This window comes from Myxococcus faecalis, from assembly GCF_050039385.1.
GTDB classification, from domain to species: domain Bacteria; phylum Myxococcota; class Myxococcia; order Myxococcales; family Myxococcaceae; genus Myxococcus; species Myxococcus fulvus.
This window is the reverse complement of sequence record NZ_CP144336.1, coordinates 10,894,677-10,909,386: the sequence shown is the minus strand read 5'-3', so window position 1 is coordinate 10,909,386 and position 14,710 is coordinate 10,894,677. Positions and strand designations below refer to the sequence as shown.

Sequence of the window (14,710 nt, the reverse complement as noted above, 5' to 3'; positions counted from 1 at the left end):
ATCGTCTCAGAACGGCATCGACTCGATGGCGTCGACCATCTTCCCCACGTCGTAGGCATAGAAGCCCGCGGCGTTGAGCGTGTTGATCTCCCCGACGTGGGGCCGGTGCTCGTGGACGAAGATGTCCAGGGCATAGGCCCTGTCCGGCCCCCACCGCGCCGCCATCCGCCGCGCGAAGGTCCATACGTCCGGCTCCACCTCCGACGAGGAGAAGACCCGGTCACCCAGCTTGTAGCGCGTCCCGGTGACGACGCGGCCATCCACGACCACCATCCGGTACTCGCTCTGGATGCGACGAGGCTCGCTCACGGCGACCCAGGTCTCCGCGGTGAGCTGCGGCGTGTCGCCCACTCGCAACACCTGCTCGCGCCAGGGCTCGAAGTCCTCCCACCGCGCCACCATCCCCGAGAACGCCTTGTCATCGAGGCAGGGGCGGATGAAGAACGCGCCCTCCTGGCGAGGCACCTCGGCGAACCGGCAGACGCGCGCGTCCCCGTTCAGGAGGAATTCCCCCAGGTGCTCGCGCCAGACGCGGAAGTCGAACCGCTCGTTGATGAACGCCCCTGGCGTCCATCCGCGCCGCCGCGCGTACCGGGCCAGGCTCAACGAGCCCATCACCATGACGTGCCCGTCCACGTCGACGGTGGGCTCGACGCTCCCGTCGAACGGAATGACCTTCACCAGGGTGTGCGGAATGCCGCCGCGCTCCAGGACCCGCAGCAGCTCGTGGAAGCCGCGCTCGTTGAACAGGTTGTCCTGAACGACCCAGTGCATGACATGGCCCTCCGTGGAACCGCGAGCGCCGGGGACGCTCGGGCTCCACGGGGCCTGACTCAGGAGCGCAGCGCGACCACCGTGACGCCGTCGCCGCCCTCGTGGCTCTCTCCCGGGCGATACATCCGGATGTAGGGCGAGTTCGCCAGATAGTCCCGCAGCGCCTGCTTCAGCGCGCCCGTGCCATGTCCGTGGACGATGAGCGCGGCCTCTTCACCGCTGCGCATGCCCTGGTCCAGGAAGGACTCCACCTCCGCCAGGGCCTCGTCCGCGCGCATGCCGCGCACGTCGCAGCGGAAGTTCATCGCGTCCACCGGCGCGCCCGCCGCCGTGGACGCGCGCTTCAGCGCCGCATCCTGCTTCTGCCGCTCCGGGAACTTCGCCTGCTGCGGCTTGCGCGTGCGAGAGCCCGACAGCTCCGAGGTGGGCACCCGCATCTTCATCGCGCCGCCCGCGGACACCACCGCGTGCCCATCCGCCAGCTCGAGGATCTCCACATCCCGAGCCAGCCCCGAGTGGTGCACCCACGCGCCGACCTTGAGGTTCACCGGCGCCGGAGCCTCCACCTGGAACAGCTCCGCCCTCGCGGCCAGGGCCCGCTTCTGCGCGTCCTCGGCCCGCTGCAGCAACTGCTGCCGCGCCTCCGACAGCGCCTTCTCGTTCTGCTCGGCGCGCAGCTTCGTGAGCAGCTTCTGGACCTCCGTCGCCGCCAGCTCGCTCGCCGCGTGGACGTCCTCGTTGAACTGCATCATCTTCGCGCGGCGCTCGCGCTCGAAGGTCTGCTTCTGCTTCTCCAGCTCCACGCGCAGCGCCTCGGCCTCCTTCGCCGCCACCCGCGCCTTCTCCAGCTCCTCGGAGAGCTTGCGCCGCTCCTCCTCGGCCGCCGCCAGGGCCTGCGACAGGGGACCGCCCGCGTTCATCGTCAGCTCACGGGCGCGCTCGCACACCCTCTGGGGCAGGCCCACCCGCGCCGCGACCTCGATGGCCGAGGACTGTCCCGCGGCGCCAATCTGGAGCCGGTACGTCGGCGCCATGCGCTTCGAGTCGAAGCCCACCCGCGCGTTCAGGAAGCGCGGGTCCATGTGCGCCAGCGCCTTGAGCTCCTCCAGGTGCGTCGTCACCAGGGCCACGGCGTTCTTGGCCAGCAGGTCCTCGAGCACCGCGATGGCGATGGCCGCGCCCTCGCGCGGGTCCGTGTCCGCGGCGATCTCATCGATCATCACCAGCGAGCCCTCGCCGACCTCCGCGATGATGTCGCGCAGCATCACCACGTGCGCGCTGAACGTCGACAGGCCCTGCGCCAGGTCCTGCGAGTCGCCCACCGTCGAGTGCACCGAGCGGTACAGCGGCATCCGCGAGCCTTCGCCCACCGGAATCGGCAGGCCCGCGCGCAGCATCAGCGCGCACAGCCCCACGCCCGTCAGCGTCACCGTCTTGCCGCCCGCGTTGGGGCCGGACACGATGAGCGCCTTCGCCCCGCCGTTGAGCGTCACGTCGTTGGCCACCACCTCGGTGCCTCGCAACACCAGGCGTGGGTGGCGCAGCATCCGCAACTGGAGCTCCGTGACGCCCGCGAACTCCGGCGTCGTCGCGTCCAGGTCCGAGGAGAGGATGGCCACCGCCTCCACCTCGTCCAGCTCCGCCACCGCCTCCAGGCCCTCCAGGATGCGGTCCGCCTCCCGGCCGAGCAGCTGGCTCAGCTCCTGGAGCACCCGCCGCTCCTCCTCCAACACCACCGACTGCGCGATGGCCAGGTCGTTGCCCAGCCCCACCATGGCCTGCGGCTCCATGAAGAGCGTCTGGCCCGTCTGGCTCGCGTTGTGGACGATGCCGTCCACCTCCGCGCGGTAGTTCGACACCACCGGCACCACGTAACGGCCATTGCGCAGGGTGTAGTAGTTCTCCCGCAGCTTGGCGACGAAGCCCTGGTCGTGGAGCATCTCGTCCAGGCGCGACTTGATGCGACGGTGCAGGCCGCGCGCCCTGTCGCGGGCCTCGCGAAGCTCCGGGCTCGCCCGGTCCGAAATCTCACCGTCCGGTTCGAAACACTGGTCGATGCGCCGGGCCAGCGACTCCAGCAGGGGCAGCCGCCGGGCGATGTCCATCAGCCGGGGCACGCGCTCCTTGCGCTCGTCCAGGGCCTCGCGGGTGCGCACGAAGGCGAACAGGAGCTGGGCGCCGTCGATGAGCTGCCGGGGCTCCAGGGTGCCGCCCTTGGCGGCGTGGCCCACGTGGATGCGCAGGTCCACCACGCCGCCGAGCGGGAGGGAGAACTGCTCCTGGGAGAGGGTTCGCGCCTCACCCACCAGGGCCAGCGCCTCCGAGACCTGCTCGGCCGTGTCGAGGAACGGGCGGGCGAGCACGCGCTCCCGGCCTGGCTCCGTCCGACACCGCTGCGTCAGCGCTCGGAGCACATCCGCGAATCCGAGGTCTTCCAGCGTCTTTTGGGATATCTGCACGGTCATGGGTTTCATGCGTGGCCGTCCGGCCGTCAAGAGGATCTATTGAGGCGCCCGGCTCGGCTCTGCTATCTGCCGCGCATGCACTGGGTCATCCTGGTGGCGTGCCTGGCGGGCGCCTCTGACGCCGCACAGCCCTCCGCCCTGACGGGAGCGCGAACCCCGGCCGCCGCCCCCTCGCCCGGCACGCTGTCGGACGCGCTCGCCCTGGAGGCGGGTGGGGACGACGCCGCCGCGCTCCAGGCCGTGGAGGCCCTGGTTCTTGGCCAGCCCCGGTGGGAGCTGCCACGGATGGAGGCAGCCCGGCTGCTCCTGAAGCTGGGAGGCTCCATGGAGCAGGCCGAGGCCCACCTGGAGGTCGCCACCCGCGAGGCCCCCACCAACCCCCGCGCCTGGTACCTGCGGGGGCTCATCTGGGAGGAGCGCGGCAACCCCATGCAGGCGGCCCGCGCCTACGAGACGGCGGTGCAGCACCGGGGCTCCTACGAGGAGGCCCGCTTCCGGCTCGGGGGCCTGTGGGTGGCGCTGGGCGACCTGCTCAAGGCGGAGCTCCACTACCGCTACCTGGCGCGCGCGAAGCCCGAGTGGGTGCAGGTGCGCCTGCAACTGGCGGACGTGCTGGAGAAGCAGGAGCGGCTGCTGGACGCGGAGACGGAGCTCTTGGCGGCGAGGAGCTTCCAGCCGGACAGCCCGTTGGTGCTCCGGCGACTGGCCGACTTCTATGACCGCACGGAGCGGCCCCAGCTCGCGGCGAAGGTGCGCAAGTCCATGGAGCCGCAGGAGAAGCGGCGCATGCGAGCACTCAAGCCGTCGCGTCGCTGACGGTCGACGTCGCGATGCGTCGTTGCGATTGCACCCCAGAGCGTGGCGCATAGACTGCGCGCGCTTTGAAGACCGCCAACCTCGCCATCGTCTTCACCGACATCAAGGGCTTCACCGAGCGGACCAGTCGGCAGACGCTGGAGGAGAACCAGCGGCTGCTGCGCATCCACGGTGCCCTGCTGTCGCCGCTCTTCAAGGCGTTCGGTGGCCGCATCATCAAGTCCATCGGTGACGCGCTGCTGGTCACCTTCGAGTCGCCCACCCAGGCCGTGCTCAGCGGCGTCGCCATCCAGGACCGGCTGTGGCACCACAACCGGGTGTCCCCGGAGGCGGACCAGCTCCACGTGCGCTTCGCCATCAACGTGGGCGAGGTGCGCCTGGATGGCAACGACATCTTCGGCGAGCCGGTGAACATCGCCGCGCGCGTGGAGGGGCTGGCCGAGGCGGGCGAGGTGTACTTCACGGAGGCCGTCTACCTCGCGATGAACCGGGCCGAGGTGCCCGCGCGCGAGGTGGGGGCCTTCGAGCTCAAGGGCATCCCCGGGAAGATCCGCGTCTTCCAGGTGCCGCGTGCGCCGTACCGGGTGGAGGCGCCGTCGGCGGGCGCCATCGCCGAGGCGCCGGGCAGCGAATCGAATCCGCCCTACGGCAACCTGGCCCTGTCGCGGGTGCCGGAGTCCGCGCTGGAGGCGCCCGGCGGAGAGCTGGCGCAGCTGGGCGTGAAGGCGGCGGCGCTGGGCCAGAAGGCCGCGGCGGGCGCGGCGGTGCTGGGGCAGCACGCGGTGGTGTTGGGGCAGCAGGCGGTGGGACTCGGGCGACATGCCACCTCCCGCTTCGAGGAGGTGGGTGGCGTCTCGGGGGCGTTGAGGGCGCTGTCTTCCCAGCGCAAGGCGCTGGTGGTGGCCGGCTGCGTGTTGCTGGCGGTCGCGGTGGCGGGCGTGGGCATGGTGGCGCTCGGTGGCGGCCCCGCGATGCGGGCCATCTCCGCGGTGGAGAAGGCGCCCAAGGCGGAGCGCGACCCGCTGGTGAAGGAGGCGCGCAAGGTCATCGCCGAGGAGCAGGACCCGGGCCAGCGGCTCTACCTGCAGGGGCGGCTGGACGAGGCGATGGAGAACACCCGTCGCTCGCTGGAGGACTACGGGCGCTCGGCGAAGGTGGGCAACCGCGACGCGGAGAAGCGCATCATCGAGTTGCTGGCGCATCCGACCTGCAACGTGCGCGTGGCCGCGGTGGACACGGTGCGCTCGCTCAAGCTGACGAGCGCGGTGTCGGCGCTGGAGGACCTCGCCGAGGATGGCGGCCCGGATGATGGCTCGGGCGGCTTTCTGGGCATGGGGAAGTGTGACTCCCGGGCGTATGCCGAGCACGCGCTCAAGAGCTTCAAGGATTAGGCCCGGGCCCGGATGGGCTCGCGCGAGGAAGGAATCACCGTGACGAAGGTGAAGACGGGACTGGATGTCTGGGTGGAGCAGGGCTTCTGCGCGCTGAAGGGCAAGCGCGTGGGCGCCATCGTCAATCCCACCAGCGTGGACTCGCGCTTCCGGCACCTGGCGGACCTGTTGTCCCAGGCGCCGGGCGTGACGCTGGCGGCGCTGTTCGGCCCCGAGCACGGCGTGCGCGGAGAGGCGCAGTACATGGTCGCCGTGGACGAGGCGAAGGACCGGCGCACGGGCGTGCCCGTGCACAGCCTCTATGGCTCCACCTTCGAGTCGCTGTCCCCGCGCGCCGAGTGGCTCAAGGGGCTGGACGCGCTCGTGTTCGACATCCAGGACGTGGGCAGCCGCTACTACACCTACGTCTACACCATGGCCCTGGCGATGAAGGTGGCGGCGAAGGCGGGCGTGCCCTTCTACGTGTTGGACAGGCCCAACCCGCTCAACGGCGTGGCGATGGAGGGCAACCTGGTGGGGGAGGGCTTCCGCTCCTTCGTGGGCCTGTATGCGCTGCCCAACCGTCACGGCATGACGGCGGGGGAGCTGGCGCGGCTGTTCAACGCGCAGGAGGGCTTCGGCTGCGACCTGACGGTGGTGCCGTGCGAGGGCTGGCGCCGCGAGCAGTTCTGGTCCGAGACGGGCCTGCCGTTCATCTCCCCGTCGCCCAACATGCCCACGCCGGACACGGCGCTGGTGTACCCGGGCATGTGCCTGGGCGAGGGCACCAACGTCTCCGAAGGACGTGGGACATGCCGCCCGTTCGAGCAGTTCGGCGCGCCCTGGGTGGACACTGACGCGCTGCTGGCGCGGCTGGCGAAAGAGCAGCTGCCGGGGGTGGCCTTCCGCGCGGTGGGCTTCACGCCGACGTTCGACAAGTACCGGGGTGAGTCCTGCAACGGGGCCTTCATCCACGTGACGGACCGGCGGACGTTCCAGCCGCTGCGCACGGGCATCGCCATCTTCCAGGCGTTGCACGACATCGGCCCGGGGAGGTTCGACTGGCGGGCGGACGCGTACGAGTTCGTGGAGGACGTGCCGGCGTTCGACCTGCTGTGCGGGACGGACCAGGTGCGCCGGGGCATCCTGGAGGGGTGGAGCCTGGACCGGCTGATGGAGGGGTTCCAGGCCCAATCCGAGCGCTTCGCCGGGCACAGGGAGCCCTACCTGCTGTACGCTTGAGCGTGGGACCTTCCACGTGATTGGTGTCTTCTCCGACAGCCACGGCGACCTTCAAGCCTTCGATGCGGCCTACGAGCTGCTGCGCTCCCTGGGGGCGCGGCGGTTCCTGTTCACGGGCGCGCGCTACACGGACCTGGACGAGTGGCTGCTCTGGCGCCGGCAGAAGTCGCGCGGCGGCCGGGAGTACTCGGACGCGGACTTCCTGGCGGACGTGAGCCAGTGGCTGGGCAGCCAGGACGCGCTGCCCCGCACGCCGTCCCGGGGCGAGGCCCCCGCGGATGTGGCCTCCGAGGAGGACCGGCGGCTGGTGATGGAGCGCTTCGTGCGCGTGCCGGAGCGGGACTCGCTCCAGTATCGGGACCCCGCCATCAACAACAAGGCGATGGACCTGCTGGGCGACACGCTGTGCTGCGTGGTGCACGACAAGAACGACCTGACGCGCGAGGACCTGCTCAACGCGCTGGTGTTCATCCATGGGAAGGACCCGGAGCCCAAGGTGGTGCAGATTGGCCCGCGCTACTTCCTGACGCCGGGGAGGCTGGTGGGCGCGGCGGAGCAGACGTGCGCGCTGTTGGACCGGGTGGACCGGGAGCTGCGCTTCTCCGCGTACCGGCTGGATGGCCACGTGGTGCTGGAGCCCCGCGTGCTGACGCTGGACAAGAAGTCCCCGAAGCTGACCTTGAAGTGACGTGAGGCCCTGACGTGCAGGTCGCGCTGCTTGGAGGCTCGTTCAACCCGCCGCACGTGGGGCACCTGATGGCCGCCTCGTATGTGCACGCGACGCAGGGCGTGGACCAGGTGTGGCTGATGCCGTCCTGGCAGCACCCGTTCGGCAAGCAGATGGAGGACTTCGACCACCGCATCGCGATGTGCGAGGCGATGTGTCGGGAGACCTCGGGCTGGCTGAGGACGACGCGCATCGAGAGCGAGCCGGGGTTGACGGGGCGCACGGTGGACACGCTCGAGCTGCTGGTGGCGCGTCATCCGGACGTGCGCTGGTCCATCATCATCGGCAGCGACATCCTGAGGGACCTGCCGCACTGGAAGGACTTCCACCGCATCGAGGCGATGTCGCGCGTGCTGGTGCTGTACCGCGCGGGCTATCCGGCGCCCAACACCGTGGGGCCTCCCTTGGCGGAGGTGTCCTCCACGGAGATTCGCGAGCTGCTGGCCCGAGGCAAGGAGCCCTCGGACCTGGTGCCCTCGGGAGTGCTGGCCCATGCCCGCGCGGCGGGGCTGTACGGGCTGGGCCGCGCGCGGTAGGTCGTGGCGGTTCGCCAGGAATCAGGGCCCGTGCTTGATATGACCGTGGGCATGTCGCTGACGCGTGCCCTGTGCTCCCTCGTGCTTCTGCTGTGTCTGACGAACTGCGCGTCGCGTGCCGTGGATGTGAAGCCGTCGTCGTCCTCCGATTGCGCGAAGGCCTCGCTGTTCGAGCGCTTCGCGCGCGGCGGCATGGTGGCGTCGCTCGCGGGAGGCGACGTTCGCCTGTCGGTGATGGCGGATGTCCACAGCGCGGACTGCGGGACGCCCGACTGCTACTTCACCCGGCTGCAGGCGGTGTTCCGCTTCGAGGCGGGGCAGGGCTGCCGGCTGCGTGAGGTGGACGTCTTCACGGAGGACGGTGGCTGCAACGTGGGCGGCGCGTTCGAGCCTCCGAAGCAGGAGACGTTCTTCCCGGACGGTGCCGCGGACCTGTCCGCGCCGACGCTCGGCCAGCTCACCCTGCGCACGCGTCAGGGAGACCGCGCCCTCGTCCTGGTGCCTCGGAACCTCTTCTACTTCGCGGACGTGAAGCCGGGCGCCCCGCTGCATACTTCGCTCCCCGCGGATGCGGAGGGCGAGGACGCGTGCTGCTGGGGCGCGTCCGTGGCGGAGTCACACTTCCGCGATTAGAGGCCGAACCCCACGAGGTGCAGGTCTCCCAGCCCATCGTCGTAGCGACGGGCGAACTGGTAGAAGATGGAGAACGGCACCGACTGGCCGATGGTGGACTGCAGCGACAGCGCGGTGCCGAAGGCCCCGTGGTTGTCCCGGTTGTCCGTGCGCGCCAGCGTCCCGAAGACCTCGAGCTGGAGGTTGCTCACGAACAGCGACGGGAACAGCCACAGCGCGGAGGCCCAGCCGTAGTCGATGGGCATGCGGTAGCGATACGTCGCCGTGCCGACCATCGCGTTCTTCGCGCGGAGGGTGATGTCCTCGTAGCCGCGCACGTACTCGCTGAAGGCGATTCCGGGCTGGAGCTGGAGGGGGAGGGGGCGCGTCTCCGTGGAGCGGCGGCTGCTGTACCAGGTCTGCCCCGCGGTGAGACCGCCGACCTCCAGCAGGCCCTCGGGCGCGCCGGGCAGATAGCGGCCCACCGCGGAGAGCTGGAGGTGATCCCTCCCGATGAAGAATCCCGCGAGGAACGCGTCCAGGCCCACGCGCAGATCACCCACCGTCGAGTCCAGGGCGAAGGCCCCCGGATAGATGGCGGCGCTCAGGTTGATGCCCAGTCCGCGCTGGAGACCGCCGTAGGACGTCGCATCGCCCGCGAAGTAGGACGTGGAGACCTCCGGACCGATCAGCCGGGTGACGAGGCCGGGGAAGCGGCCCACGGCGTCGTACTCGCGCCGCAGGGCGAGCACGCCAATCGTCACGGGCGTCGTCCAGAACGTGCGCGACGCGTAGGCCAGGGCCTGCAGGTCCGTGCGCTCGTTCTCGCGCAGGCGCGAGACGGAGGCCTGGAGATACCAGGGCGCCAGCTGCGCGTTGCCGTACGCGAGCGCGACGTTCGGCTCCTTGTCCTGCGTGCTGTAGGCGAAGGACAGCGCGTAGGCGTGGAAGCCGAGCCGGTCCTGTCCCGCGAGCGCGAGGCCGCCGCTGAAGATGAGGTCGTCCGAGTCCTCGCTCTCGGTCGCGAGCCACACGTAGGGCAGACGGAACTCGGGGATGAGGAAGCCCTCGAGCGTCGAGTAGGGCTCATCGCCGAGGACCGTGACGGCCTTGCCGGGGTCCGGAGGCGGCGCGACCACGGGCGCGTCCAGGTCTCCCAGGTCCGCGACGGGCACGGTCGACGGCGGCACCGCGATGGGCGGCGGCGCGGTGGGAACGGTCTCCGCGAGAGGGGCATCGGGCGCGGCGGGGAAGGGCGTTGGCGTGAAGTCGCTCGGTGGTGGCTCGCTCCCCGCGGGTGCCTGTTCGTTGGCGACGGGCGTGTTCGCCGGACCGGGCGGGCTCGTTGCCTCGGACGTCACGTTTCCCGTCTCCGGGGTCGACGCGACCGCTCCCGTTGGCGGCGCTGCATCCGGTGGGGAAGGAGCCGGTGCCGGTGTGACCTCTTGCCCCGGCATCGATGACGCGGCGCCCTGCTCCGACGGCGACGTTCCGGTGGGGGCGGCGGTGAGCGGAGGGGGGCTCATCGGCGAGTCCTCCGAGGTCGCCTCGGCGTGCGAGGACGTCGTCCCCGTGGGGGCAATGACGGGAGCCACCGTGGCCTGTCGCTCGGGGATGTCCACCATGGGCGCGTGGTCGATGGTGAACGCGGTGCCATCCCTGTTCAGGAACGTCACCTCCTTCGTGCCCACGGGATTCACATCCAGCACCAGGAAGGGCGCGTCGGTGATTCGCTCGAACGCGCGCGTGTCGACGTTCATCACGTGCGCCTGGAGGCGCGCCTCGTACTCCCGCAGGAACACGATGCGCTCCGCGTCCAGCCAGCGGGGTGAGTAGTTGAACTGACCATCTCGCGTCAGCCACCTCAGACGCCCATCCTCCTCGCGCATCACCAGGTCCCAGCCCTGGCTCCCGCCGAGCGGGAACACGATGCGCTTCCCCTCCGGAGACACGGAGGGCGGTCCCACCGGAGCGCTCGCCTCGAAGCTCGTGAGCGGCTCCTGCTTCCCCGTGTCCAACTCCAGCCGCCGCAGGTTGGCGGTATCCCCCTCGACGTGGACAAAGACATACGCCTTGCCGTCCGGGGTGATGCTCCCGCCCATGCCCTTCAGGCCATCCCAGACGCGCACGACGTCGCCCGAGCGCGCGTCCACGCGCCACAGCTTCGCCTCGTACGCGCCCACCGCGTTCAGGTCCGCCATGACCAGGTACAGCCACGCGCCATCCGCGCTGAACGACATGCCGCTGACCAGCGTGGACGTCCCCAGCACCCAGCGGCGGAAGGGCAGCAACTCCACCAAGGGCCGCTCGAAGCGCACGCGCCCGTCCTTCTCGCGCACCGTCAGCCGCGAATACTCCGTGCGCCCCACGCTCACCAGCGCTGTCGTCCCCGAGTCCGGATGCGAGGCGAGCCGCGAGAAGTAGCCCGCGTCGCGCTGCCACACCGTCTGCGTCGGAGGGCGCTCGCGGACGATGAGCTGCTCACGCAGGTTCTTGGTGAACTCGGCGAACAGCGAGCCGATGTCCCGGCCGTATACCCGCTTGAAGCGCAGGGTCACCGCGATGGGCGGGATGATGGTGCTGCCCTGGTCATCCACCAGCTTCCAGAGCTTCTCCTCGCCGTACTGCGAGGCCAGGTACTCCACGAAGTGCATGCCCGTCAGGTAGTTGCCGCCGAACGGATCCAGCGCGCGGTTCTCCGGCGACAGGAACCCCGGGTCCATCCTGCCGTCACGCACCTGCACCACCGATTCGAACCAGCCACGCCACACCGGGCTGTGCGGACGCCCCGTGTCCTTGCCGAAGCGGCCCTCGTAGTACGTGGCCAGGCCCTCCAGGAACCAGGACTCCGTGAAGGTGTTGGGTTGGAACAGGCCCCCCGTGAAGGTGTTGAGGAAACCCCAGAGCCCGTCCGCCTGCTGGAGCTGCACGTAGTGCACGGCCTCGTGGCAGGCCACGTCGCCCACGTCCACCTCGCCCAGCCCGAAGAGGTGGAACAGCTCCAGCGTCATGTGCGCCGGCATCACCATCTGCTGGGGGACGCTGGCGTAGTCCGGGACGACGTACGCGTTGTTGAAGTTCGCGCTCGTCAGGTAGACGAGGACCTTGTCCCTCGGCTTCTGCCGCACGGTGTGGCCGCGCAGCCGCTCCACGCAGCCCTCCAGCCTCGCCGCCATGCGCAACGCGGAGGCGCGCAGGTGCTCCGGGTAATAGAGCTCCAGTGACTCCGTCGTCAGCTTCCGCATCGAGTCGCGCGCGAAGGACGTCTGGATGTCTTGGGGAAAACGGGGTGTGACGGAAGCGCACCCCCAGCATGTCAGCAGGAGACAGACGACCCAGGCGTGCCAGCGGAGGGGCCGGCGGGTAGCAGGCATGGGAGCCATCCTACTGGCCACAATTCGTAGCCACGAACGCGTTTTTCACGGTAAGGGGAGGCCCTCCGCTTCCCTTACGATTTCGGATTCCTCCATGTCCCAACCGGATACCCAGGCGCATCCTGTTCCCCAGCATGTCCACCAGGCGCAGCTCCAGGTCGCCGCGGCCCTCGAGAAGGCCGAGGGCAAGCCGATCGATCTGCTCAAGGCGCCCTGGGCTGATGTGGAGAAGGCGGTCGCGAAGGTGCTCGGTGGCCCGTTCCAGGTGAACCAGCCCGAGCACCAGACGCTGGCGCTGGGCCTGGCAGGCGCCTTCGCCATGCGCCTCATCATGGAGCACCAGGCGTTCTGGTTCCCCAACCGGGACTCGCCCGAGGGCGCCACGCTGGGCTTCCCCGAGGCCATCATCATGCTGTCGCCGTTCGGCGCGGCGATGGACGCGCTGGGGCAGAGCAAGCTGAGCCGGCTGGACGACCTGGCGGGGGACATCCGCCGTTCGCTGGGCCAGGCCCGCTTCGGCACCAACCCGGCCCAGGCGCTGGGGGGGCAGGCCCCCAAGCTGACGCCGGTGGACTACCAGCGGCTGTTCGACCCCGGCTTCCTGCAGTTCGTCGTGGTGGACCCGGCGAAGGCGAAGACGGCGCTGGAGACCAAGCCGGATGTGCTCGCCCGTGACGTGCGCGCCGCCCTGGGCCGCGCGCAGGACCTGCCGGCCGAGGCTCGCCAGCAGTTCGAGGGGCAGATCGTCCAGTCCCTGCAGCGATTGGATCCCAGCAAGTCGCTCATCGAGCAGGCCGAGCGCGCCCCGCGTCTGGCGGAGCTGATGGTGCACCTGTTCGCCACGGTGAACGGCACGGGTTCGGCGCCCGAGGACTTCTGGCACGACATCGTCCTGCCGCTGCTCTTCATCGGCGCGCCGACCACGTTCCCGCCGCTGGATGACGAGGAGCTGGAGCTGTTCCGCAACGGCGCGGACCCGCTGCCGCTGTTCGTGGACGTGGTGCCGCACGCGCACAGCGCGCCGGACGAGGGCCTGCTGGGCGCGTTCGAGATGAGCGACATCGGCCTCTTGCACCCGGGCTTCGCTCGGGTGGGCGCGCTGCGGCTCATCCGCATCGACCCCACGCGCATCAAGCCGCTGCTGGCCAGCTTCGACGCGCAGAAGCTCGCGACGAGCATCAAGACGTTCGGCGAGACGGTGGCGACGGCCGCGGGCAAGCCGGTCAACGACACGCCGCAGGGCAAGGAAATGCTCCAGGCCTCGCTCACGCTGCTGTCGGACCTGAAGCGCGGCGTGGGTGAGGGCAAGGGCGAGCTGTGCCTGCGCCGCCTCACCGAGGCCGAGGCCGCCTCCGAGCGCGCCCTGGGTTCGGTGCGCAAGGGCCTTCAGGGCTCGCTCATCATCACCTGAGCCGCTTCTCCAGCGCGGCGCGCGATTCAGGGCTGAGTCTCTCCGAGACGAGCTTCAGCGCGCGCCGCGACAGCAGTCGGTAGATGGGGGCGAGGTCGTCCGGGAGCGCATCCAGGTGCGCGCCGACCACGCCCGCATCGCCCCGGACGATGGGACCGGTGAGGCTCCCGGCGAGGCCGCGTGCGTCCATGCCTCGCAGCGCGGAGCGCATCAGGGGCAGCAGGGCGCGGAGTGCTGCGTCGGGCGCGATTCCCGCGGTGCCGAGCGCCGCGACGGCCGCGTCGGCGAGCGCCACGACGAGCCCCGCGCTCATCACCGCGCCCGCGTGGTAGGCGGGGCGGTGAGCCTCGGGGACCTCGATGGCTTCGAGCTTCACGTCCTCGGCCATGTGGCGAAGCACTTCGCGCAGGGGGCTGGAGCGCGTGCTGATGGACGCGGTGTGGCCGGCGAGCGAGTCGTGCGCGGACGACACGGCGCAGAGCGGATGGAACGAGCCGAGGGCGCGGCCTCGTGGCTCGCCGAGGGCTTGGAGTGACAGCGCTCCGGCCGTGTGCACGAGGGCGACGGAGCGGGGCAGGGTGCTGGCGAGCTCTTTCGCGACGCGGGGGACCTCCGCATCCGGGACGCAGAGGAGGATGAGCCGCGCGCGCCGCAAGTCCTCGGGTGTCGATGGCTTCAGGCCGAGTGCTGCGATCCGCCGACGACCTTCGTCACCGCGTGAGTGGAGCGTCACGGGCCAGCCCGTCGCGCTCAGCGCGAGACCGAGGGCTCCGCCGAGGCGACCTGTTCCGACGATGACGACAGGGGGACGCTTCGCTGAGCGTGTGGCTCGTGGAGTCGGTGCGCTGGTGACGCTGCCGGGTGCCGGGCGGATGTTGGTGGTGTGGCTCGCGGAGGTGCTTCGTCGCGGGGGCTTCACGCGCTTTGCGCTGGTGGCGACAGGAGGCGTAGCGGGCGGTGTGACGCGGTTCGCGACGGGGAGTTCCTGCGCTGCCTCCGTGGGCTCGACGCCTGAGGGGGCTGACCGCTTCGCGGTGGAGGTAGCTCGCTTCGCGCCGGGTTTTCTCGATGATGCTTCGGCCTGCGCGGCGCCGGCGGATGCGGACCGCTTCGTGGTGCTGGTAGCTCGCTTCCCGCCGGGTCTGTTCGATGAGACTTCAGCCTGCCCGGCGCCAGTGGATGCGGACCGCTTCGTGGTGCTGGTAGCTCGCTTCCCGCCGGGTCTCTTCGATGAGACCTCGACCTGCGCGGCGCCGATGACGGTCTCGAGGGTCGTCGGAGAGCTCTCCTGATGAGGCTCTATCCCCCCGTCGCTGGCGGACGCGGGGCGCTTCGCGGTCGCGCGGCCCCGGGAGGATTCCTTCCTCGGGGCACTTCGCTTCC

The 14,710-nt window shown here is 70.4% G+C and carries 12 protein-coding genes; 8 read left to right on the top strand and 4 right to left on the bottom strand.

The genetic code is table 11. From position 1 onward, the window contains the following. Positions 1-6: 6 nt before the first annotated feature. Together VZQ01_RS43130 and VZQ01_RS43125 are read right to left on the bottom strand one after the other, a co-directional pair. On the bottom strand, positions 7-774 hold the full coding sequence (locus VZQ01_RS43130; RefSeq protein ID WP_426746555.1) for an ATP-grasp domain-containing protein: 768 nt from the start codon (positions 772-774) through the stop codon (positions 7-9). A gap of 59 nt (positions 775-833) precedes the next feature. Next, positions 834-3,239: an endonuclease MutS2 gene (locus VZQ01_RS43125; RefSeq protein ID WP_223784462.1), complete on the bottom strand. Its 2,406-nt coding sequence runs from the start codon at positions 3,237-3,239 to the stop codon at positions 834-836. A 75-nt stretch (positions 3,240-3,314) separates the two neighbouring features. On the opposite strand from VZQ01_RS43125, the gene VZQ01_RS43120 reads away from it, so the two are divergent. The 6 genes from VZQ01_RS43120 to VZQ01_RS43095 all read left to right on the top strand — a co-directional run bounded on the left by VZQ01_RS43120 (position 3,315) and on the right by VZQ01_RS43095 (position 8,563). Then, positions 3,315-4,055, top strand: a complete 741-nt coding sequence (locus VZQ01_RS43120; RefSeq protein WP_426749039.1) for a tetratricopeptide repeat protein — start codon at positions 3,315-3,317, stop codon at positions 4,053-4,055. Between the two features lie 65 nt (positions 4,056-4,120). Further along, positions 4,121-5,446 (top strand): adenylate/guanylate cyclase domain-containing protein, encoded by a 1,326-nt coding sequence (locus tag VZQ01_RS43115; RefSeq protein WP_223750010.1) that lies wholly within the window; start codon positions 4,121-4,123, stop codon positions 5,444-5,446. 39 nt (positions 5,447-5,485) lie between these two features. Continuing rightward, the gene (locus VZQ01_RS43110) at positions 5,486-6,667 is read left to right on the top strand and encodes an exo-beta-N-acetylmuramidase NamZ family protein (RefSeq protein WP_223750009.1); all 1,182 of its coding nucleotides are present in this window, start codon (positions 5,486-5,488) and stop codon (positions 6,665-6,667) included. Positions 6,668-6,683: 16 nt separating this feature from the next. After that, positions 6,684-7,355 carry a hypothetical protein gene (locus VZQ01_RS43105; protein WP_223750008.1) on the top strand — a complete coding sequence of 224 codons (672 nt, stop codon included), beginning with the start codon at positions 6,684-6,686 and terminating at the stop codon, positions 7,353-7,355. Between the two features lie 68 nt (positions 7,356-7,423). Next, positions 7,424-7,930, top strand: a complete 507-nt coding sequence (locus tag VZQ01_RS43100) for a nicotinate-nicotinamide nucleotide adenylyltransferase (protein ID WP_245772468.1) — start codon at positions 7,424-7,426, stop codon at positions 7,928-7,930. A gap of 30 nt (positions 7,931-7,960) precedes the next feature. Next, positions 7,961-8,563, top strand: coding sequence for a hypothetical protein (locus tag VZQ01_RS43095; protein WP_223750006.1), 603 nt, complete (start codon positions 7,961-7,963; stop codon positions 8,561-8,563). On the opposite strand, the gene VZQ01_RS43090 is transcribed toward VZQ01_RS43095, so the two are convergent. Further along, a complete protein-coding gene (locus VZQ01_RS43090; protein WP_426746554.1) occupies positions 8,560-11,787 on the bottom strand; it encodes a hypothetical protein in 3,228 nt (1,075 codons plus the stop codon). The two genes, VZQ01_RS43095 and VZQ01_RS43090, sit on opposite strands and share 4 nt — an antisense overlap. A 223-nt stretch (positions 11,788-12,010) precedes the next feature. Between VZQ01_RS43090 and VZQ01_RS43085 the strand changes: the two genes are divergently transcribed. Next, complete coding sequence (locus tag VZQ01_RS43085) at positions 12,011-13,327, top strand: hypothetical protein (protein ID WP_141329576.1); 1,317 nt, start codon at positions 12,011-12,013, stop codon at positions 13,325-13,327. On the opposite strand, the gene VZQ01_RS43080 is transcribed toward VZQ01_RS43085, so the two are convergent. Then, positions 13,320-14,081: a DUF2520 domain-containing protein gene (locus tag VZQ01_RS43080; protein ID WP_426749038.1), complete on the bottom strand. Its 762-nt coding sequence runs from the start codon at positions 14,079-14,081 to the stop codon at positions 13,320-13,322. The genes VZQ01_RS43085 and VZQ01_RS43080 overlap by 8 nt on opposite strands. A 94-nt stretch (positions 14,082-14,175) precedes the next feature. On the opposite strand from VZQ01_RS43080, the gene VZQ01_RS43075 reads away from it, so the two are divergent. Beyond that, positions 14,176-14,619: a hypothetical protein gene (locus tag VZQ01_RS43075; RefSeq protein ID WP_408891844.1), complete on the top strand. Its 444-nt coding sequence runs from the start codon at positions 14,176-14,178 to the stop codon at positions 14,617-14,619. Positions 14,620-14,710: the final 91 nt, after the last annotated feature.